This window comes from Comamonas testosteroni, assembly GCF_000761245.1.
Classification (GTDB): Bacteria; Pseudomonadota; Gammaproteobacteria; order Burkholderiales; family Burkholderiaceae_C; genus Comamonas; species Comamonas testosteroni_C.
Genome location: NZ_AWOR01000026.1, coordinates 137462 through 158977 on the forward strand (window position 1 = coordinate 137462; position 21516 = coordinate 158977).

Sequence of the window (21516 nt, forward strand, 5' to 3'; positions counted from 1 at the left end):
CCTCATTGAGGAGCGTTTTGTTTTGGGGCAAGGCAGCCTGGACTGCCTTTTGACGCTCGCCTTACAGGCGCTCGGCTCAGAGGCGCTCGGCTCAGAGGCGCTCGGCCGCCCAGGCCTGCACGCTGGCCAGCGCTGCGGGCACGGCTGCGGCATCGGTGCCGCCGGCCATGGCCATATCGGGCTTGCCACCGCCCTTGCCGCCCACTTGCTGGGCCACAAAGTTCACCAGCTCGCCGGCCTTGACCTTGGCGGTCTCGGCCTTGGTCACGCCAGCAGCCAGCTGCACCTTGTCGCCGTCCACGGCGGCCAGCACGATCACGGCAGCACCCAGCTTGTCCTTGAGCTTGTCCATGGTGTCGCGCAAGGTCTTGGCGTCCGCTCCTTCGAGCTTGGCGGCCAGCACCTTCACGCCATTGACATCGGCAGCCTGCGTGACCAGCTCGTCGCCCTGGCTGGAAGCCAGCTTGCCCTTGAGCGCAGCGATTTCCTTTTCCAGTGCCTTGATCTGATCCAGCGCACCGCCGATGCGGTTGGTCAGCTCGGCCGCAGGGGCCTTGAAAGCGGCTGCGGCCTGGTCCACGGTGGACTCCAGCGACTGCAGATAGGCCAGCGCGTTCTCGCCGGTAATGCCTTCGATACGGCGCACGCCAGCGGCCACGCCGGATTCGCCCACCACCTTGAACAGGCCGATGTCGCCGGTACGGCTGACGTGAGTGCCACCGCAGAGCTCGCGGCTTGTGCCGATATCCAGCACGCGCACGGTTTCACCGTACTTCTCGCCGAACAGCATCATGGCGCCGGTCTTCTGGGCCGACTCGATGTCCATCACGCGCGCATCGGTGGCGGTGTTGGCCAGCACCTCGGCATTGACGCGGGCTTCGATCTCGCGGATCTGCTCGGCCGTCACGGGGGCGTTGTGCGCAAAGTCGAAACGGGTGCGCTCGGCATTGACCAGCGAGCCCTTTTGCTGCACATGGCCGCCCAGCACTTCGCGCAAGGCCTTGTGCATGATGTGGGTGACCGAGTGGTTGCGCATCGTGGCGGCGCGCACGGCGGTATCCACCTGCGCCTCAACGGCATCGCCCACCTTCAGGCTGCCGGCTTCCAGCACGCCATGGTGACCGAATACATCGGCCTTGATCTTGAGCGTGTCTTCCACGGCAAAGCGGTTGCCGCCCGCAACAATCACGCCCTGGTCGCCGACCTGGCCGCCGGATTCGGCGTAGAAGGGGGTCGTATCCAGCACCACGACACCATTTTGGCCGGCCTGGAGTTCGTTCACGCTCACGCCATCGGCGTACAGCGCGACGATCTTCGCAGCCTCGGCCAGCTTGTCGTAGCCGGTGAACACATTGGCGTCACCCGTGTATTCCAGCGCACGGTCCATCTTGAACTTGCCGGCTGCGCGGGCAGTTTCCTTCTGGTGCTGCATGGCGGCGTTGAAGCCGGCCTCGTCCACCGTCACACCGCGCTCGCGCGCCACGTCGTTGGACAGGTCCAGCGGGAAGCCGTAGGTGTCGTGCAGCTTGAAGGCCACATCGCCGGGCAGCACCTTGACGTCACCGGCCAGCGCGCTGTCCAGAATTTCCATGCCGTTGGCTAGGGTCTCGAAGAAGCGCTCTTCCTCGGCCTTGAGCACGCTGGTGATATGCGCTTCCTGCTCCTTGAGCTTGGGGTAGGCATCGCCCATCTGCACCACCAGATCGGCCACCAGCTTGTGGAAGAAGGGAGTCTTCTGGCCCAGCTTGTAGCCGTGACGGATGGCGCGGCGGATGATGCGGCGCTGCACATAGCCACGACCTTCGTTGGAAGGAATCACGCCGTCGGACACCAGGAAGGAAGTCGCGCGGATATGGTCGGCAATCACCTTGAGCGAAGGAGTGCTCAGATCTTCGATGTGGGTTTCGCGGCCGGCAGCCTTGATCAATGCCTGGAACAGGTCGATCTCGTAGTTGCTGTGCACATGCTGCAAGATGGCTGCCAGGCGCTCCAGACCCATGCCGGTATCCACGCAAGGTGCAGGCAGCTTGACCACGGAGCCGTCTTCCTTCATGTCGAACTGCATGAACACGTGGTTCCAGATCTCGATGAAGCGGTCGCCGTCTTCTTCCGGGCTGCCGGGAGGGCCGCCGGCAATGTGCTCGCCGTGGTCGTAGAAGATTTCCGAGCAGGGGCCGCAGGGGCCAGTGTCGGCCATCATCCAGAAGTTGTCGCTCTTGTACTTGCCGCCCTTGTTGTCGCCGATGCGGATGATGCGCTCGGCAGGCAGGCCGATGACGTTCTTCCAGATGTCATAGGCCTCGTCGTCTTCGTGATAGACCGTGGCCAGCAGCTTCTCGGCGGGCAGGCCGAAGACCTTGGTCAGCAGCTCCCAGCCCCACTCGATGGACTCCTTCTTGAAGTAGTCGCCGAAGGACCAGTTGCCCAGCATTTCGAAGAACGTGTGGTGGCGCGCGGTGTAGCCCACGTTTTCCAGGTCGTTGTGCTTGCCGCCGGCGCGCAGGCAGGCCTGCACCGATGTTGCGCGGTTGTAGGGGCGCTTGTCCGTGCCCAGGAACACGTCCTTGAACTGCACCATGCCGGAGTTGGTGAACATCAGCGTCGGATCGTTGCCGGGAACCAGCGAGCTGGACGCGACAACCGTGTGGCCCTTGGAAGCGTAGAAATCCAGGAACGTCTTGCGGATGTCCGCAACGGAAAAAGTGGGTGTACTCATGGTGTTTGGTATGAAGACGCCTGCATGACGTCTGCGATCAGTACGGCCCGGCGCTGCTTTTTCAGGAGCTGCGCAGACAGGCAAATCAGCCGAACATTATAGGTTTGCGGCTACATACCCGCGCGGCCTTGTGCCGATAACAGCGATCATGAATTTTCATGCGTTGCATTAATGTCTTGATCATCGGCTTGCGCATAATCGGCAACCACTATGAGCGACACACCCCAAACCGAGACCTCCAAACCCGCTGCCCCTGCCAAAAACCGCCTGGTGGTCTGGCTCATCGCCCTGCCCGTGATCATCTTTGGCGCGCTCATGCTCATCGGCCAGTTCATGGACGATCCGCTCAGCAAGCAGCGCTGGACGGAAGCGGAAACCATCAAGATCTGCTGGAAACAGACGGCCAAGCCCGAGGCCGAGCGCAAGACCCAGGAGTTCAAAACCCCTCAGGACTGCGAACGCCTGGAGTTCGATTTCAAGACCCGCTACGGCGAAAACCCGTAAGGCAGCTGCCGCGGCGCAAGCCACAAGCCTGCGCCGTGCATGACTGCAGCACTTATTCTTCGCCCCAGTCTTCGTCCGCGCCCTCTTCCTCGTCTGCTGCAGCCAGCGCAATCATGCGATCGAAGGTCTCGATGATCGCGATGCGGCGATCCTGCTTGTAGCCCTCCTCGGGCTCCAGCTCGTCGATGCTCTGGTCCCAGGCCTGCAGATAAGTGGCTTTCCATTGCTCCACCGTCTGCAGATCCGGCCAAAGCGGATGCATGCCGCCCTCGGCCATGGCGCACAGCAGCTCAATGCGGCAAGGCACCAGATCCGACTCCGTCTCCCCCGCCTGCAAGGCCTCGGGCGAGTCCAGGGCCTCGGCAATTTCATCGATGAGCTGGCCCGTGATATCGGCCAGCCAGTCCAATGCGGTGTCGTTATCGAAATTGCCGTGCGACCAAGTGCCCATGACCCAACTCCTTGCTGCGGTTAATCAGAAAAGCAAGGCCCAACATAGCGGGCCTTGATGTCAGAACTGTGTCAGTCCGGGCAGTCGATCCAGGCGCGGCAGGTCAACGGTTGCGATTTTTCATGGCGCGCTCCACCTCGCGCTTGCCTTCGCGGTCCTTGATCACATCGCGCTTGTCATGCTCGGCCTTGCCCTTGGCCAGGGCAATCTCGCATTTCACGTAACCGTTCTTCCAGTGCAGATTGATGGGCACCAGGGTATAGCCCTTTTGCTCGACCTTGCCGACGAGGCGCTTGATCTCGTCCTTTTTCAAGAGCAGCTTCTTGATACGAGCCGAGTCGGGATTGACGTGGGTGGAAGCCGTCTTGAGCGGGTTGATCTGGCAGCCCAGCAGGAACAGCTCGCCGTCCTTGATCAGCACATAGCCATCGGTGAGCTGCACCTTGCCGCTGCGCAGGGCCTTGACCTCCCAGCCGTGCAGCACCATGCCGGCTTCGTGGCGCTCCTCGAAGAAATAGTTGAAAGCTGCTTTTTTATTGTCGGCAATGCGCGACGATGTTTCTGGTTTCTTGGCCATGGAATATTAGTTGCAGGCGGACCGGAGATGAAAGCTCTCCCTACAATACTGGATTGCCGTCTCGCCTCTGAGCGATGATTTTAGTTTCGCATCGCGCCTCTGGGTGCATTGGCCTAGGCCAATTCCCTGCTCTTGCGCCCTGCTGATTGCTCTTTGTTCATGAAAAACGTCAACAAGTCCGTCCTCATCTGGTACAGCCCCGAAGAAATGTTTGCCCTCGTGACGGACGTGGCCCACTATGCCGACTTTCTGCCCTGGTGCGATCATGCCAAGATTCTGGAGCAGGACGACACAGGTATGACAGCCGAGGTGGGTATTGCGTTCAGCGGACTGCGCAAGTCTTTCGTGACGCGCAACACGAACAGTAGCATGGATAACGGCGGCAAGCAGGTCAGCATGCGTCTGGTCAAGGGACCTTTCTCGCGTCTTGAAGGCCACTGGCGCTTTCATCCTGTAGGCGACGGCACGCAGCGCGCCTGCAAGGTCGAGCTGCAGCTGGACTATGGCTTCGACAACGGTGCCGTCGCCGCCATCATCGGCCCGGTCTTCGACCGCATCGCTGGCTCCATGGTCGACGCCTTCATCAAGCGAGCCGAGCAGATCTATGGCTGATGCTCTGCCGCAGCTGATCGACATCACGGTGTGCATCTCGCCTTGCCCCGGCACCGTGCAGGAGGCCTTGCTGCAGCTTCCCGCAGGCAGCACCGTTCAGCAGGCGCTGCACGCCGTGACCGCATCAACAGCCTTGCCGGATGTGCAACTGCCCGAAGCCTCGGCCGGCATGGTCGGAATCTGGGGCAAGGTCGCGAATCCGGGCCAGGCGCTCAAGCATGGCGATCGCCTGGAGGTCTATCGACCGCTGACCGTAGACCCCAAGGTCGCCCGACGCGAACGCTTTGCCCGCCAGGGCGCGCGCAGCGCCGGACTGTTCAAACGCCAAAGAGACGGAGCCAAGGCGGGTTATTAGCCCAACAGGACTCAAAAAAAGCGCCTTCAGCAGGCGCTTTTTTTTATCGAGATCCCGGCGAAGAGCTCGGCGAAGTTTCCGGCGAAGATCCCTGCGAAGACCCCCGCGCCTATTGCGCCGGCTCTGCCATAGGTCCGCAATCGGAAGCGATCACGCCATCGGCGCGCTTGATCTCGGCATCGCGTGCGGCCTCATCCATGAAGCCACGCTCGCCCTTGGCATCCACATGAGAGAGCAAGCGGCCCGACGCCAGGGTTGCCTTGGCCTGCCTGGCACGATTGCAGTTGTCCTGGCGCTGCTTTTCCTTTTGCAGTCTGTCGGCCTGGGCCTTGGCAGCTTCCTGCTCCTGCTGCTTGCGCTTTTGCTCTTCCAGGCCTTTGTCCACACCAACTTGCGCCACGGGCTTGGCCGCGCTGACCTCCGGCACCGCCGAAGGTGCTGCGGGCCTGGCACCGCCGGGGCTGCTCAAAATATTCTTGGCGGGGATATCGGCCGGCGGAGCCCTGTCGCTGAACACCTTGCGCCCCTGACCGTCAATCCATTGCCACTGGGCAATTGCGGGGACCGTGCAGCAGGCAATGGCTGCAAACAAAGCGAACTTGATGGCGTGCATGGAGTCAATAAGTCTTGGACTGGCGTTGGGGATTCTGGGTCGCGAGCCCACATTGTGCGGCAAGTCGCAGGTACAATCTTTCTTTTGGAGCCATCACATGCGCCTTCTCGGAAAAGCACTGACCTTTGACGACGTCCTGCTCGTTCCCGCCTACTCCGAAGTCCTGCCCAAGGACGTTTCTCTCGCCACCCAATTCACTCGCAATATCCGCCTGAACCTGCCCCTGGTGTCTGCCGCCATGGACACGGTGACAGAAGCGCGTCTGGCCATCGCCATTGCGCAAGAAGGCGGTATCGGCGTGATCCACAAGAACATGACAGCCGAGCAGCAAGCCGCTGAAGTGTCCAAGGTCAAGCGCCACGAATCCGGTGTGGTCCACGACCCTGTGGTCATCACCCCCGAACACACCGTGCTGCAAGTGCTGCAGTTGTCGGAAGAACGCGGCATTTCGGGCTTTCCCGTGTGCGACGGCGGCAAGGTGGTCGGCATCGTGACCAGCCGCGATCTGCGCTTCGAGACCCGCTACGACGTCAAGGTCAGCCAGATCATGACGCCCCGCGAAAAGCTGATCACCGTCAATGAAAAAGACGGCACCAGCCCCGCCGAAGCCAAGGCACTGCTGAACAAGCACAAGCTCGAACGAATCCTGGTGGTCAACGACGCCTTTGAACTCAAGGGCCTGATCACCGTCAAGGACATCACCAAGCAAACCACCTTCCCCAATGCCGCACGTGACGCATCGGGCCGCCTTCGCGTGGCTGCCGCTGTCGGCGTGGGCGCTGGCACCGAAGAGCGCGTGGAACTGCTGGTCAAGGCCGGTGTGGACGCAATCGTGGTGGACACGGCTCACGGCCACTCCAAGGGCGTGATCGATCGCGTGCGCTGGGTCAAGCAGAACTACCCCAAGGTGGACGTCATCGGCGGCAATATTGCCACCGGCGCTGCCGCCCTGGCTCTGGTGGAAGCCGGCGCTGACGCGGTCAAGGTCGGTATCGGCCCCGGCTCCATCTGCACCACCCGTATCGTGGCTGGTGTTGGCGTGCCCCAGATCATGGCCATCTCCAATGTGGCCGACGCCCTCAAGGGCACGGGCGTGCCCCTGATCGGCGACGGCGGCATCCGCTTCTCCGGCGATATCTCCAAGGCTCTGGCCGCAGGTGCCTCCACCATCATGATGGGCGGCATGTTTGCCGGCACCGAAGAAGCTCCTGGCGAAGTGATTCTGTACCAGGGCCGCTCGTACAAGAGCTACCGCGGCATGGGCTCCATCGGTGCCATGCAGCAAGGCTCGGCCGACCGCTACTTCCAGGAATCGTCCACCGGCAACCCCAATGCCGACAAGCTGGTTCCCGAAGGCATCGAAGGCCGCGTCCCCTACAAGGGCTCCATGGTCTCCATCGTCTATCAGATGGCTGGCGGCGTGCGTGCCTCCATGGGCTACTGCGGTTGCGCCACTATCTCCGAGATGAACGAGAAGGCCGAGTTTGTGGAAATCACCGCAGCCGGCATCCGTGAATCTCACGTGCATGACGTGCAGATCACCAAGGAAGCGCCCAACTACCGCGCTGACTGATTGACCCGCTAGTCTCAAAAGCAGGACGGGCATTGCCTGCCCTGCTTTTTTCATTTCAGGAGTCTTCATGAAACTTGCCGAAGCACTGCTGCTCAGAGCCGATCTGAAGAAAAAGCTGGCCTCGCTGCGCGAACGCATTGGCCGCAATGCCCTGCTGCAGGAAGGCGAAACGCCCAAGGAAAAGGTCGAAGACCTGCTGGCCGAAGCCTGCTCTGCCCTGCAGGAGCAGCAATCGTTGGTGCGCCGCATCAACGCCGCCAACGAAAGCGCCAAGCTGCCCGATGGCCGCCTGCTTGCCGATGTACTGGCGCTGCGCGACACGCTGATTGCACAGCATTCGCTGCTGATCAGCACCATCAGCGCCACCAACAAGGATGTGGATCGCTACAGCCAGCGTGAGATCAAATGGGTGCCGCAGATTCAGGTAGCCAGCCTGCAAAAACAGGCCGATGATCTTTCGCGCAAGATTCGTGAAGTCAATGTCGCGGTTCAGGCGACCAACTGGCAAATCGACATTTAAAGCAGTTTTTTGAGCGCTGCGGGCGAGTGCAAAGACCCCAATGAGCAACGGGGGGTTGAAAACATACTGGGGCTTACTTGGCAGCGCGGCGGGCAGCGCACAGTGTCACAACACACTTACAACGAAGCCCATCACCTGTCACTACGTACTTTTGAGAACGTACTCTGCACTACCTTGCACTGACGCAGCGCTCTCCTCTCTCGCCACTATGTCCTTTGGTTTCTGGTCAGAATTCACCACATTCTGACCAGAATGTTAAAATCGGGTCTGATTCATTGATCAGATCCGTTTTCTGTTTTCACCCTCCATGCACTGCGTCGGTATCTACGAAGCCAAAACCCGCTTTTCCGCCCTGGTCGAGATGGTCGAACAAGGCGAAGAAGTTCGCATCACGCGTCATGGCAAAGAGGTGGTGCGCATGCTGCCCATGCGCCGCAAGCCCGTGATCACCGATGAACAGATTGCCCGTGAGCTGGAGCAGATTTCGGCCCTGCAGCAGACAGTGAAAGCTCAAGCAGCCACCAACACCGCAGCGAACAGCATCACTGGCCTGCGCCACACAGGACGGAGCCAGGCATGAGCGCCACCGCTTTTGTGCTCGATGCATCCGTCACCGCCGCCTGGTTGCTGCCTGACAACGCCAGCGAGCACACCAGACGCCTCTACACCCGTATCCGCCGCGATGAAGTGGACCCGCAAGCCCCCAACCTGTGGCAGTGGGAATGCGGCAACCTGATTGCATCGGGCGTGAATAATGGCCGTATCCCGCAGACCTCGGTCGAAGGCCTGTGGGGCGTGCTGGAAGCCATTCGTCACCGGGTGGAGCTGCACGACCTGGCTCCCGCACAGCACAAGGCGGTGCTGGATGTGGCGCTGGACACCGGCCTGCCCACCTACGATGCCGCATACCTGTGGCTGGCGCAATCGCTGCGCCTGCCGCTGGCCACATTCGATGCAGCCCAGATTGCGGCCGCCCGCAAAAGCGGCGTCACCGTCTGGGCTCCCGAAGATTTCTAATCCCTTTTTGCCACCCTCTTGCCCTTGATCACCATGCAACACGACAAGATTCTTATTCTGGACTTCGGCTCCCAGGTCACGCAGCTGATTGCTCGCCGCGTGCGCGAAGCCAATGTCTACTGCGAAGTCCACCCCTGCGATGTGAGCAGCGACTGGGTGCGCGAGTTTGCCGCCGACGGCAAGCTCAAGGGCATCATCCTGTCGGGCAGCCATGCCTCCGTCTACGAAGTGGACGACCGCGCTCCCGACGCCGTGTTCGAGCTGAACCTGCCCGTGCTGGGCATTTGCTACGGCATGCAGACCATGGCCACCCAACTGGGCGGCAAGGTCGAAGGCTCCAACACCCGTGAATTCGGTTACGCCGAAGTGCGCGCCCATGGCCACACAAAGCTGCTGGAAGGCATCGAAGACTTCGCCACGGCCGAAGGCCACGGCATGCTCAAGGTCTGGATGAGCCACGGCGACAAGGTCACCGAGCTGCCTGCGGGCTTCAAGGTCATGGCCTCCACACCCTCCTGCCCCATCGCCGGCATGGCCGACGAGGCACGTCGCTACTACGCCGTGCAGTTCCACCCCGAAGTCACGCACACCGTGCAGGGCCAGGCACTGCTCAACCGCTTTGTGCTCGACATCTGCGGCACGCAAGCTGACTGGATCATGGGCGACTACATCGAAGAAGCCGTGGCCAAGATCCGCGAGCAGGTGGGCGACGAAGAAGTGATCCTGGGCCTGTCCGGCGGCGTGGACTCCTCCGTGGCTGCAGCCCTGATCCACCGCGCCATCGGCGACCAGCTGACCTGCGTGTTCGTCGATCACGGCCTGCTGCGCCTGAACGAAGGCGATATGGTCATGGACATGTTCGAAGGCAAGCTGCACGCCAAGGTCGTGCGCGTCGATGCTTCCGACTTGTTCCTGGGCGAGCTGGCCGGCGTGTCCGAGCCCGAGCAAAAGCGCAAGATCATCGGCCGTCTGTTCGTGGACGTCTTCAAGGCCGAAGCCGAAAAGCTCAAGGCTGCCAACGCCGGCTCCAAGGGCGCCACCTTCCTGGCCCAGGGCACCATCTACCCCGACGTGATCGAGTCCGGCGGCGCCAAGAGCAAGAAGGCCGTCACCATCAAGAGCCACCACAACGTCGGCGGCCTGCCCGAACAACTGGGCCTGAAGCTGCTGGAGCCCCTGCGCGACCTGTTCAAGGACGAAGTGCGCGAACTGGGCGTGGCCCTGGGCCTGCCCCGCGGCATGGTCTACCGCCACCCCTTCCCCGGCCCCGGCCTGGGCGTGCGCATTCTGGGCGAAGTGAAGAAGGAATATGCCGACCTGCTGCGCCGCGCAGATGCCATCTTCATCGAAGAGCTGAACAACTGGATCGACGAAAAAACCGGCAAGAGCTGGTACGACCTGACCAGCCAGGCCTTTACCGTATTCCTGCCCGTCAAGAGCGTGGGCGTGATGGGCGACGGCCGCACCTACGACTATGTCGTGGCCCTGCGCGCCGTGGTCACCAGCGACTTCATGACTGCCGACTGGGCCGAGCTGCCCTACGGCCTGCTCAAGAACGTCTCCGGCCGCATCATCAACGAAGTGCGCGGCATCAACCGCGTCACCTATGACGTGAGCACCAAGCCACCAGCAACCATCGAGTGGGAATAATTTAAAGTTTCCAGCAACGTATGGCAACGTTCTGGAAGCTATTGATTCTATTGAAAGAATCGTGGGTTGCCCGTCCAGCGACAACCCACAACATGCCACACAAGCCGCAAATTCATGCGGTATACCTGACGGTAAAGCTGTAACATTTCGGAACGTTGCTTTCCCATACCGACACCCCTAGTGACGGTATCAACGAAAGCCCACCCTGAAATGATCACTGACACCGAACTGCGCAGACTGCGCCCTCAAGAAAAAGCCTACAAAGTCACGGATCGCGATGGCATGTATGTCATGGTGACAACCGCTGGCACCAAGTCATTTCGCTATGACTATCGCCTCAACGGTAGGCGCGAAACCCTCACCATTGGTAAGTACGACGGAGCTGCAGGTGCTAAACACCCGAGAAGCCCAGAGCAGCTTGAATTTGGCATGACGGTATCGTTAGCTGAAGCAAGGTCGCTGCTGACGGTAGCGCGACGGTATGTCGAACGGGGGCAATCACCTGCGAAAACTAAGGCGGTTATCAAGCTGGAAGCTGCAAATGCTTTGACTTTTGGCTCTTGGGCTGAACGCTACTTTGAAGACAAGGCAGACCCAAACAATGGGGCGAAGCTCGCGGACTCCACCCTGGCTATGCGTCGCTCGGTATACACGCGGCATCTGGTCCCTGCTTTTGGGAAACTGAAGCTGGACGAAATCACTCCTGCATTGCTGATGCAGTTGTGTGAAAAAATTAAAAAGAATGGTGCTCCAGCGCCCGCAGTACAAGTTCGCGAAATTGTTTTGCTTGTCTACCGCTTTGCACTATCCAAAGACAAAAACCTTCAGCTCAAAAATCCTGCAGCTGATATCAGGCCAAGTGATATCGCAAGCTTTAAACCTCGGGATCGTGCACTCAGCCCAAGTGAGATAAAGATATTTTTTGAAAGTCTAGAAAAGATCGGGACTACACCGACCCTGCGATTAGCGATCAAGTTTCTTCTTTTAACAATGGTGAGAAAGGGGGAGTTTTTGAATGCGACTTGGGATGAGGTCGACTTTGAAAACGGAACCTGGACGATTCCAAAGGAGCGGATGAAAGCCTCAAGACCGCATGTAGTTTATTTGAGCAGCCAAGCTTTGGATATATTAGTTAGCTTTAAGGCATGCTTTTCTGCATCGAAATACTTGCACCCAGGCAGATACGACTCTAACCTTCCGCTAAGCAATGCCACTTTGAATAGAGTTATTGACGCGGCGGTAAGAAAAGCACAAGACGATGGATTTGAATTAGATGATTTTACCGTTCATGACTTACGAAGGACAGCATCATCTTTGTTAAATGAATATGGTTTCAATAGAGACTGGATTGAAAAATGTTTGGCTCACGAAGAAAATAGTGTGCGCAGTATTTACAATAAAGCAGAGTACTCTTCTCAAAGAAAAGTGATGCTACAGGCATGGGCTGACATATTGAACTGCTGTGTTAACTCAGGCGATGTGGGGCAAGTGGTAAAAAATGCAAAAATAACCCTGCTAAACATTGTTGAAGTTTTTAATTAATGCCAATTAATTTTGCCTCATGAATGAAACTTATATCAAAATCATCCCCTCCACTCTTGATAGTGAGATGATGGAAAATAATTTCAATGCTGATGCTGATGCTGATGCTGATGCTGATGCTGATGCTGATGCTGATAAAGCTACGCCAACTCAATTGGAGAGCTTGCGATTAACTGAATCACAATGGAAGATGTGGCGCGAAGGGCGTAACGCTGAGTATTGGCAAGCAGCAATGTTGTCCTTGAAGCTGCATCCTTCACGTTTAAACAAATATAAACTACAGCGTTTTCAAGATTTACACAAAGAATACTTGAGACGTTTCAATGTATTGAAGCGACGGGCTAGTACACGATCAATAATAAAACCGATCAAGAATTTATTGGGGAATCCCTCAGATAAACTTGTCTCATTGCCTGGTGTTGCGAAAATTGCCGTGGAGTGCAAATGGGAGCATTGCAAAGAATTTCAGGAAAAAATATCACCTCCCAGATTGATAAGAACTATAGATGGAAATTATATTAACAGTTTTGATGATGAAGATGATTTAAGTTCTGGTGATTTGAATACAAGGGTAAGATATGCAGCACTAGTAGAAATAATTCGCATGTTTATTTCCCGCCCAGAAGAGTTTATTGATTTTCGTAAAAATATATTTAAAAGATCTAGTGTTTCAAATCAAGAACTAGGTGATGCGGTTGAGAAAATAATTGCTAGTATGGCAAACGAAAACAATATAAAAATAATATATGGATTCTCCAAAGATAAAAATGCAAAAGAAATTGGCGAAATGGATAAAATAGCAAAAAATCATTTAAAGAGAAAAATTATCTTATAAATATTTCACTGCATAATTTAAAAACCATATCCACAAAAGCAATTATTATTTAATATTAAACAATAATTGCTTTTCTTAATAATAAATTATCAGAAATTTCTTGAGACTAGTGCGGAATTTTCTTGCTATCATATATTTTGCCAACTAGCCAAGATAAAGAACCATATTCATCCAGTCAATTACATCAATTGAATTTGATAGAAGATTTGGTAATTCCCCCGTAAACCACCGCTCTGAGAAGTAGAGCTATGCGGCCATGGCCAGCCGCTGTTTGGGGGTGATGCCGCCCAATGCCATGTTTGGGCGTTCATGGTTGTAGCGCCACATCCACTGCGTGGCGTACTCCCGAACCTCGTCAAGGTCGGACCAATAATACTGTGACAGCCATTCGTAGCGGACCGTTCTGTTGAAACGCTCCACATAGGCATTCTGCTGGGGCTTGCCAGGCTGGATGTGTTCGATGCGAATTCCTTGCCCGCTGGCCCAGTGCAGCAGCGTAGCGCTGATGTATTACGGCCCGTTGTCGCAACGTATCGCCTGTGGCTTTCCACGCCAAGCCATGATCTGACCCAGGACTCGAATTACACGATGCGCAGGCAGTGAGAAGTCCACCTCAATGCCCAGTGCCTCACGATTGAAGTCATCGATCACGTTGAGCAGCCGTATGCTGCGGTCATCTTCCAACTGGTCATGCATGAAGTCCATCGACCAGACTTCGTTGCAGCGCTCTGGCACCGTGAGCGGCTCAGGCTTCTCGCGCACCAAGCGCTTGCGGGGCTTGATGCGCAGGTTCAGCTCCAATTCCCGGTAGATGCGATAGACGCGCTTGTGGTTCCAGGTAAAGCCACGCACGTTGCGTATGTACAAAAAGCAAAGCCCAAAGCCCTAGTTACGGTTGTTATCGGTCAAGCGCAGCAGCCACTGGGCGATCTCATCATCTTCGCTCACGGCGGACCACATAGCGGTAGCAGGCTTGGCTGACCTGGAAGACTTGGCAAGCTATCTTGATAGACAGGCCACGCTGCTGTACTGCTTGTTGAGCCATCTCGCGTCGGCGAGATGGCTTCACCACTTTTTTGCGAGCGCCTCCGTTTCTGAATGAGAGCTGGAAAGTGGACTCCTGTTTTCGGAAACTTTCATGTTTTTTTTGGAAATTTTCTAAAAAGCTTGAAAGTTTTTCTAAAAAAATCAATTCACAGACATAGTTATATCCATCGCGATATAGATGGATTCAAGCAGGGACGCCTCGCCTCCGTCGAAATTCTTTTAACACTGCATTTGATGGAAAACGGAATGAAAAAGTGTACTGAGAACATGCAATTAAGCAATAACTGCGAAATCCTGCTGCGCAAAAATGAAGTACTTCGTATTATTGGTTTGTCAAATAGCACATTCTACAAACGCATAAAGGATGGAATAATTCCTGGCGGTGTTCCTATGGGCCCTCGCCTAAAAGGCTGGCCAGCTAGCGATATTTCCGCGTATGTCGAAAAATGCATTGCTCAACGCAATGGAGAAAAAGCATGAAGAACAAATCTCTGACAAGCAACACAGAAACATTTTTTTCTATGCAAGCCATAAGTTCTGTGAAGGGAGATGATAAAAAGTGCTTTCAGTTCTGTGGCATCGATCGATCTGGACAATTCCGTGTTAAGGCTTTTGAAACAAAGTTTTTGGTTGATGGTGCAATCTATGTTTTGAAAGAGATGATTGACTATCAAGGCAAGAAAAAAATGGAAAAGTTCTTGCTGGAAGTAAGCCCAGGTTTCAATTTGAATGGCAATCAAGATCTTTACAAGATGATTTGTTCCGAAACTGGTCAACCTATGTTGATTACTGGTAACTTCGCACTGTGCTTGGAGAAGAGCAAATCCTAAAGCAGGAATGTGAGGCAGGCGATAGCGATGAAAATGCTTTCGACCTGCACTTTCATCGCTAATTTTCGACTGTTGTAACCGCAAGATTTAGACGAAATCCGCAACACTGTTGGTGAAGCTGCAAACACCTTATTAGCTTGGCAAATACGCTGTTTTTCACTTGTAAGAGAGGGAGTGATCAGGCTCACTTTCCTAGTAATACCACTGCCCCTCGCTACAACGTAACCATCACTTGCTCTTTTCCCTTGCCTCATTGTCACTTACCACTGTAGCCAAGCCAGTAGAAATCAACACTAATTTTAGAGAAGCAAAATGGCAGACTCAATCATTGTAACCTGCTCAGTAGAGCATATTGATTACGATAGCTTTCCAATGGATATCAACCAGCGTACTGATGAGAATGGAGTCATTGGCAAGCGTGCCAGCATCACCTCAAAATTCAAGTCCCCACTCACGGGTGCTATTTCTGAGATAACACCTTTGTGTAAAGAAGAAGATGGCACCCATAAGGTGAAAGCCTATAAAGTTAGTCTTAATGTTCCAGCTAGCGTCGTAAGCTTCAATGGGTTGATGGAGAATGATGTTTATCACTCATGCCTCTTTTCCTTATTTTTTCTTCAATACTGGCTTCTGCAGCGCGGTGTTCCTGCTGAAGTGGTTAAGCAGATTGGTTTGAAGCATGTGAAAATTGAAAGCGTTGACCTCACATATTTGAATAAACAAAAAGAATGGGATTTCGCTAATGAGTGCGTCAAGCAGATTGCTCAACGTGGCTCGGCCTTGTTTAATGGAAATGTTATTAAGCAGAACAAGCGCGTAGCAGCCGTGAATTATTGGGAGTCAGATGGCAATAGCTACACCAAAATTCGCAAAGGCAACAAGGCGGAGATGATTGCTTATGTGAAGTCTGGAAAGACGAAAAATAGCTTTTGTGGCTTGCCTAATGATGTCGCTGAGCAGATTTTTACAATCACAAAAAAGTATGTACGCTTTGAGGTGCAGCTCAAAAAGTCATGGTTTACGGCTGCTGATGCAAATTGGGGTGCTGACGAAGGCTCGGATAAGTCTTCTTCTTGGTCATCGCCATTCAGTTGGAAGGGCAAGGCGGGACAAGCAATGTATGAGCAGGTCTTTGAGGAAGCACGCGAGCTTTTGCGCCTGAATGAAAAATTCAACCAGCGCCGTCATCGCCAGGATTTCATGCAGTCCTTGAGCGATGAGCATCGTGAAATTCTTGAACAGCACTATAGGGGTACACCCTTTGATGACTTGCCTTTCAAAAGTGAGGATCCCAAGTACCGCAGCAAGGTAAAGCGTGCCATTCAAATGCACTGCCACGTTGACTTGTACATGTCGTGGGAGGAGCAGCAATCGATGCCTACCCTTGATTGGTTGTTTTGCCCCGACATGTTCAAGTTGAAGAAGTCGCAGAAGCACTTGGAACCCTATTCGTTTGTTCGTCCTACCATTAGGCAAAAGCTGGAGGCTATGAAGGTGCTGTTGCTCAACTTGGCCAAGCAGCAGGGGCCAAAGTCGGAGCTTGAACAGGAGCGCGACAAGCAAACTCCTGAACATGGCGAACGCTTCCAGCCTGGGCGAGATGAAGACGGGCCGAGCGGTGACTTGATTGGCGGCATCTAAGAGAGGGGCTAAATGCCCCTTTTGGTTTTTGTGTTTGCCTAAAGTTGTTGATGGCCTAATCGCAGCACCCCTTCATGGGTAGATTTCCTCATGCTGAGTCGTCATTCTTTCTTATCGCGACACTTAGATGTCGCAATTTATAGTATTGCGTCATAATTCGCGTCATGAATAGCGTCAAACCACAGCAAGAACTCGATTTGCTGGCCAACATCATTGAGCGTCACCCAGAAGGGGTGAACGCTGAAGAAGTGCTGCAGGAATCAGGGCTGGCCTTGCAACGCCGTAGCCTTCAGCGCAGATTGGCTGTATTGGTTGAACAAGGGCGCATTCACGTGCAGGGGCAAGCGCGGGCCGTGCGCTACTTTCCAGTTCTGCAAGATGAAAGCCCAAGTGAGGTGGATGCTTCAAGCACAGAGGCTGAGATCGAGCCGTATGTTCCCGTCAGCCCTGAAGGCGAAGCCATCAAAGTGTATGTCCACCAGCCCCGGCATCTGCGCAAGCCTGTGGGCTACCGCACGGAGTTTTTGGAGCAGTACCGCCCTAACCACTCCGCGTACCTGCCTTTGAAGCTGCGTGAACAGCTACATGCCCTGGGGCGTTCACCTGCTGAGCAAACACCCGCTGGCACCTTTGCCAGGGACATTCTCAACCGCTTGCTGATTGACCTTTCCTGGGCTTCCTCCCAGCTGGAGGGCAACACCTACAGCCGTTTGGATACAGCACGGCTGATTGAGTTTGGCCAGGTGGCTGAGGGTAAGGATGCGTTTGAAACGCAGATGATCCTGAACCACAAGCAGGCCATCGAATTTCTGGTGCACTCGCCTGAGCAGGCGGCGGTCTCCCAAGACACTATCGTGGCCTTGCATGCCTTGCTCTCTGATGGCTTGATGCCTGACCCTGCCATGTGTGGCCGCATTCGCAGTCGTGCCGTGGAAATTGGTGGTAGCGTGTACCTGCCGGTGGCTTTGCCTCAGCGCTTGGAAGAGCTGTTCGGCATCGTGGTGGGCATGTCCGCAGAGATCGAAGATCCTTTCGAGCAAGCCTTCTTCTTGATGGTGCACTTGCCTTACTTGCAGCCCTTTGAGGATGTAAACAAGCGCGTATCGCGCCTGGCCGCCAACATCCCCTTCATACGCCACAATCTGTGCCCGCTGTCATTCATTGATGTACCGCAGCAAGCTTATGTGGATGCGATGATCGGTGTGTATGAGCTCAACCAGGTTGACCTGCTGCGGGATGTCTTCGTGTGGGCCTATGAGCGTTCATGCCAGCAGTACGTGGCTGTGCAGCAAAGCTTGGTGCCGCCTGACATCTTGCGTCTGCGCTACCGGCAAGTGCTCGGTGAGGTGATTGCAGCTGTTGTTCGTAGCGGCCAGCCAATCAATGGGGCGAGCGTCAACGCCATCCTTCCTGGAAGTGTGCAGCCTGAAGACCGCGAACTCTTCACACAACTCGTGCTCAAGGAACTAGCTGGCTTGCATGCAGGGAACACCGTTCGGTTTGGGCTGCGGCCGCTTGAACTGATCGGATGGAAGCAATCTCAAATATGAATTCCATAGCTCTGCACCGCACGGTCCCTGCTCGTGGGGCTCAGTGATAATCAAAAAATATGAACGTCCAACAACTAGAAAACGAACTCTGGGAAGCCGCTGACCAGTTGCGCGCCAATTCCAAGCTGACTGCTGCTGAGTACGCGATGCCGGTGCTAGGTTTAATCTTTCTGCGCCATGCGGACAACCGCTTTAAAGCCTACCTTCCAGACATTTTGGCGAGCATTCCGGCCGCGATGCCTGCTGCTCAGCGTGAAGAGCTGATCAAGACGGAGTTCCAAGGCAAGTCGGCAATCTATTTGCCAGAAGCATCCCGATTCGATGCCATTGCCAGCTTGCCCACAGGGGCTGACGTTGGCGAGGCCATTGAAGCTGCGATGGACGCCATCGAAGCCGAATACACCGTCTTGGAAGGAGTCTTGCCACGCGGCTACTCCGCCTTCGAGCCTGACCTACTCGATCGCCTGGTCAAGATTTTTGACCGGGAGGCGCTGAAGACGGCCACCGGCGACGTGTTCGGGCGCATCTACGAATACTTTCTCAACAAATTCGCCATGACTGGTGCGCAAGAAGGCGGTGAGTTTTTCACACCCCCGTCATTGGTGCGCATGATCGTCAATGTGATTCAGCCAGACCATGGCATCGTGCTTGACCCCGCCTGCGGCTCTGCCGGTATGTTTGTGCAAACCGGCCACTTCATTGAACAGGTGCGCCGCAGCAGCGCGTTAGAGAGCGTGACTTTCCACGGCCAAGAAAAAAGCGACACCAACACCAAATTGGCACGCATGAACTTGGTGGTGCACGGGCAAGATGCCAGCAACATTCGGCAAGGCAATACTTTCTACGACCAAGCCGAGCACTTGATTGGCCAATGCGACTTCGTCATGGCCAACCCACCGTTTAATGTGGACGGTGTGGAGATCAAAAAGGTTAGCAAGCAGGTTGCGCCAAAAACTGAAGAAGAAAAATTGCAAGCTGAGGGGGGGCCTTACCGGCTGCCCTTTGGCTTGCCCGGCACCAACGCTAAAACCGGCGCCATCAGCAATGCCAACAGCTTGTGGGTGCAGTATTTCTACAGCTACCTCAACGACACAGGCCGGGCTGGCTTTGTCATGGCCTCCAGCGCATCGGACGCGGGCAACAAAGACCGCGACATCCGCGAGCAGTTGGTCAAGACCGGTCATGTGGATGTCATGATGTCCATTGGCCCCAAGTTCTTCTACACCCGTAGCCTCCCATGCACTTTGTGGTTCCTTGACAAAGGCAAGGGCGAGGACTTGCAAGACCAAGTGCTTATGATTGATGCCCGAAACGTTTACCACGTGGTGTCGGCACGTTCGCACGTATTCACGGAAGAGCAATTGGCGAACCTGACCGCCATCACTTGGTTGTACCGGGGTGAGAACGAGAAGTTTGTTGCGCTCGTTGCAAGCTACCAGCGCAAGGTGGACGATTGGCTGGCTGGGCTGCCTGAACGCCTGCGCGCAGACACCCGCACACTGCGAAAGTTGGCGCTCAAGCTCATGCGCTTTGCACGCGACGCCAAAGTGAATGAGGAATTGCTCCCCCCATTACAGGCCGAGCCACAGCCAACCGCAGAACAGCAAGCTGAATTGACCCAGCAGCGCGTTGAGTTGCAGGCTGCACTAGAAGTTTGGAATGCCGATCTGACCCAAGCATTGGCCGAGACCACCGCGACCAATGCGCTTGCAGCCATGCTGGAGCAGGCTGCACATGCACGTACAGCCATTGCGCAAGCTGACTTGGTCACGCACGCAGGCCAGAAGGCGCTGCAAGCCACGTTGGATGCCCTCACTCCTATCTTGAAAGCGACAAGCAAAACGCTGGAAGCGCGGCACAAGCGCGCCATGGGCTTGGTCGATGCGGCAGAGAAAACCTTGCGCGCGCGTAACAGCAAGGCTTGGCATGGGAAAGCCATCCGCGAAGCCCGCCGTGCTCTGCAAGCAGCCGATGCCAAAAAGCACGAAGCCCCCACCGTGCGCGACGTGGTGTTGGAGGCGCCCAAGCAAGCGGCCTACTTCATACACCAAGTGCACAAACTGCACAGCTATTTTCCTGAAGGCTACTACGCCGATGTACCTGGCCTGTGCAAGGCAGTGACGCGTGAGGAAATTGCTGCCAACGATTACTCACTGACGCCGGGGCGCTATGTGGGGATGGCGGCCGTGCAGGACGATGATGACGAGGATGCGTTTGCTGAGCAATTGCGTGAAATTCACACAGAGCTACTGGAGTTGAACGACAAGGCCGTGGAGCTGACAGGGAAGATTGCTGGCAACTTGAAGGAGTTGCTGGCATGACTACGTTGGCAGAACTGTGCGAGTTAATCACGGATTGCGAGCACAAGACAGCACCAATCCAAGATGAGGGCTACCCCTCCATTCGCACGCCAAATATCGGTCGAGGCCGCTTCTTGCTGGATGGCGTAAATCGTGTCTCTGAAGCAACTTATCAGGCTTGGACGAAGCGGGCTATTCCTGCGGCCGGAGACTTGATCTTGGCCCGTGAGGCACCTGTCGGTAATGTGGCGGTGATTCCAAAAGGTGAGTTGTTTTGCTTGGGTCAGCGTACCGTCCTCATCCGCCCGAAAGCCAATGTGGTCGATTCGGACTATCTTTGCTACCTACTTCTCACACCAAACCTCCAAGCTCAGTTGCTCGGGAAATCTGGCGGCGCGACAGTTCACCATATAAATATGAAAGACATTCGGGCGCTAGATATGCCCGAGATGCCTGCGATTAATGTGCAGCGCCGTGTCGCTACGGCTATCAAGAACTACGACGACCTAATCGCCACTAACCAGCGCCGCATTGCCCTGCTGGAACAAACAGCTCGCTTGCTGTACCGAGAGTGGTTTGCGCACCTGCGGTTTTCGGGACATGAGTCGGTGACAGTGAGCGATGGAGTGCCGGAAGGGTGGAGTCCTATCCCACTAGGAAGTATTGCTACGCTGAACTATGGCAAAGCCTTGAAGGCAGGAGACCGCAAGGATGGCGATGTTCCTGTGTACGGATCAAGTGGCATCGTGGGAGCCCACAATCAGGCGCTTGTGCCAGCTGGAGCGATTGTCGTTGGGCGAAAAGGCAACGTCGGTAGCTTGTATCTCTCGCAGGTACCTTGTTATCCCATTGATACCGTTTTCTATATAGCGCCTGAACAGGTGTCTTTATGGCTATTCTTGGCTCTGCATCAACTTAACTTCATCAGCAGCGACGCTGCAGTGCCAGGGCTAAATCGGAATTACGCACATGCTCTGCCACTGCTATTACCGACTGATGCGGTTCGAGATTCATTCCAGCAGATAGTGGCTCCTATGTACGAGGAAATCAACTTGCTGTTTAAGCAGAACGAACACACTGCCCGAGCCCGCGACCTGCTGCTACCCAAGCTCATGTCCGGCCAACTCGATGTGAGCCAGATACCGCTGCCCGAAGCCGAAGAAGTGATCACCTGACGCGCGCA

The 21516-nt window shown here is 55.5% G+C and carries 20 protein-coding genes and 1 pseudogene; 16 read left to right on the forward strand and 5 right to left on the reverse strand.

The window, feature by feature from the left end; translation table 11 throughout:
- Positions 1-91 precede the first annotated feature (91 nt).
- A complete protein-coding gene (alaS, locus tag P353_RS06455; protein WP_034366926.1) occupies positions 92-2716 on the reverse strand; it encodes an alanine--tRNA ligase in 2625 nt (874 codons plus the stop codon).
- Between the two features lie 210 nt (positions 2717-2926).
- On the opposite strand from alaS, the gene P353_RS06460 reads away from it, so the two are divergent.
- Positions 2927-3220, forward strand: coding sequence for a hypothetical protein (locus tag P353_RS06460; protein WP_003064870.1), 294 nt, complete (start codon positions 2927-2929; stop codon positions 3218-3220).
- Positions 3221-3272: 52 nt separating this feature from the next.
- On the opposite strand, the gene P353_RS06465 is transcribed toward P353_RS06460, so the two are convergent.
- Both P353_RS06465 and smpB read right to left on the reverse strand, forming a co-directional pair.
- The gene (locus P353_RS06465; protein WP_034366928.1) at positions 3273-3671 is read right to left on the reverse strand and encodes a DUF4259 domain-containing protein; all 399 of its coding nucleotides are present in this window, start codon (positions 3669-3671) and stop codon (positions 3273-3275) included.
- A 103-nt stretch (positions 3672-3774) separates the two neighbouring features.
- Positions 3775-4248 (reverse strand): SsrA-binding protein SmpB, encoded by a 474-nt coding sequence (smpB, locus tag P353_RS06470; protein ID WP_003054725.1) that lies wholly within the window; start codon positions 4246-4248, stop codon positions 3775-3777.
- Positions 4249-4407: 159 nt separating this feature from the next.
- Between smpB and P353_RS06475 the strand changes: the two genes are divergently transcribed.
- Positions 4408-4860: a type II toxin-antitoxin system RatA family toxin gene (locus P353_RS06475; protein ID WP_034366931.1), complete on the forward strand. Its 453-nt coding sequence runs from the start codon at positions 4408-4410 to the stop codon at positions 4858-4860.
- The gene (locus P353_RS06480) at positions 4853-5215 is read left to right on the forward strand and encodes an RnfH family protein (RefSeq protein ID WP_034366935.1); all 363 of its coding nucleotides are present in this window, start codon (positions 4853-4855) and stop codon (positions 5213-5215) included. The genes P353_RS06475 and P353_RS06480 overlap by 8 nt, the downstream gene beginning before the upstream one ends.
- Positions 5216-5324: 109 nt before the next feature.
- Here P353_RS06480 and P353_RS06485 read toward each other — a convergent pair whose 3' ends face one another.
- The gene (locus P353_RS06485; RefSeq protein WP_034366938.1) at positions 5325-5828 is read right to left on the reverse strand and encodes a DUF4124 domain-containing protein; all 504 of its coding nucleotides are present in this window, start codon (positions 5826-5828) and stop codon (positions 5325-5327) included.
- 97 nt (positions 5829-5925) lie between these two features.
- On the opposite strand from P353_RS06485, the gene guaB reads away from it, so the two are divergent.
- The 7 genes from guaB (at position 5926) to P353_RS29030 (ending at position 12965) form a co-directional block, all read left to right on the forward strand.
- Complete coding sequence (gene guaB / locus P353_RS06490; protein ID WP_034367065.1) at positions 5926-7401, forward strand: IMP dehydrogenase; 1476 nt, start codon at positions 5926-5928, stop codon at positions 7399-7401.
- Between the two features lie 67 nt (positions 7402-7468).
- Positions 7469-7921, forward strand: a complete 453-nt coding sequence (locus P353_RS06495) for a DIP1984 family protein (RefSeq protein ID WP_034366940.1) — start codon at positions 7469-7471, stop codon at positions 7919-7921.
- A 307-nt stretch (positions 7922-8228) separates the two neighbouring features.
- Positions 8229-8501, forward strand: a complete 273-nt coding sequence (locus tag P353_RS06500; protein WP_034366942.1) for a type II toxin-antitoxin system Phd/YefM family antitoxin — start codon at positions 8229-8231, stop codon at positions 8499-8501.
- Positions 8498-8938: a type II toxin-antitoxin system VapC family toxin gene (locus tag P353_RS06505; protein WP_034366944.1), complete on the forward strand. Its 441-nt coding sequence runs from the start codon at positions 8498-8500 to the stop codon at positions 8936-8938. Before P353_RS06500 ends, P353_RS06505 begins: the two co-directional genes overlap by 4 nt.
- A gap of 33 nt (positions 8939-8971) precedes the next feature.
- Positions 8972-10588 carry a glutamine-hydrolyzing GMP synthase gene (guaA, locus tag P353_RS06510; protein WP_034367068.1) on the forward strand — a complete coding sequence of 539 codons (1617 nt, stop codon included), beginning with the start codon at positions 8972-8974 and terminating at the stop codon, positions 10586-10588.
- 210 nt (positions 10589-10798) lie between these two features.
- Positions 10799-12130, forward strand: coding sequence for a tyrosine-type recombinase/integrase (locus P353_RS06515; RefSeq protein ID WP_034366947.1), 1332 nt, complete (start codon positions 10799-10801; stop codon positions 12128-12130).
- Between the two features lie 19 nt (positions 12131-12149).
- The gene (locus P353_RS29030) at positions 12150-12965 is read left to right on the forward strand and encodes a hypothetical protein (RefSeq protein ID WP_157839522.1); all 816 of its coding nucleotides are present in this window, start codon (positions 12150-12152) and stop codon (positions 12963-12965) included.
- 246 nt (positions 12966-13211) lie between these two features.
- Here P353_RS29030 and P353_RS06520 read toward each other — a convergent pair.
- Positions 13212-14043: pseudogene (locus tag P353_RS06520) on the reverse strand (IS3 family transposase); the annotation flags it as partial.
- A gap of 20 nt (positions 14044-14063) precedes the next feature.
- Between P353_RS06520 and P353_RS29820 the strand changes: the two are divergent.
- The 6 genes from P353_RS29820 to P353_RS06545 all read left to right on the forward strand — a co-directional run bounded on the left by P353_RS29820 (position 14064) and on the right by P353_RS06545 (position 21508).
- Entirely contained in the window at positions 14064-14492 is a 429-nt protein-coding gene (locus P353_RS29820) for a helix-turn-helix transcriptional regulator (RefSeq protein ID WP_080750453.1), read from the forward strand.
- A complete protein-coding gene (locus tag P353_RS06525; RefSeq protein WP_034366949.1) occupies positions 14489-14842 on the forward strand; it encodes a hypothetical protein in 354 nt (117 codons plus the stop codon). Before P353_RS29820 ends, P353_RS06525 begins: the two co-directional genes overlap by 4 nt.
- 312 nt (positions 14843-15154) lie before the next feature.
- Complete coding sequence (locus tag P353_RS06530; RefSeq protein ID WP_157839524.1) at positions 15155-16483, forward strand: hypothetical protein; 1329 nt, start codon at positions 15155-15157, stop codon at positions 16481-16483.
- A 164-nt stretch (positions 16484-16647) separates the two neighbouring features.
- Positions 16648-18033 carry a Fic family protein gene (locus P353_RS06535; protein ID WP_034366956.1) on the forward strand — a complete coding sequence of 462 codons (1386 nt, stop codon included), beginning with the start codon at positions 16648-16650 and terminating at the stop codon, positions 18031-18033.
- Between the two features lie 59 nt (positions 18034-18092).
- On the forward strand, positions 18093-20354 hold the full coding sequence (locus P353_RS06540; protein WP_034366959.1) for a type I restriction-modification system subunit M: 2262 nt from the start codon (positions 18093-18095) through the stop codon (positions 20352-20354).
- The gene (locus P353_RS06545; RefSeq protein ID WP_034366962.1) at positions 20351-21508 is read left to right on the forward strand and encodes a restriction endonuclease subunit S; all 1158 of its coding nucleotides are present in this window, start codon (positions 20351-20353) and stop codon (positions 21506-21508) included. The genes P353_RS06540 and P353_RS06545 overlap by 4 nt, the downstream gene beginning before the upstream one ends.
- Positions 21509-21516: the final 8 nt, after the last annotated feature.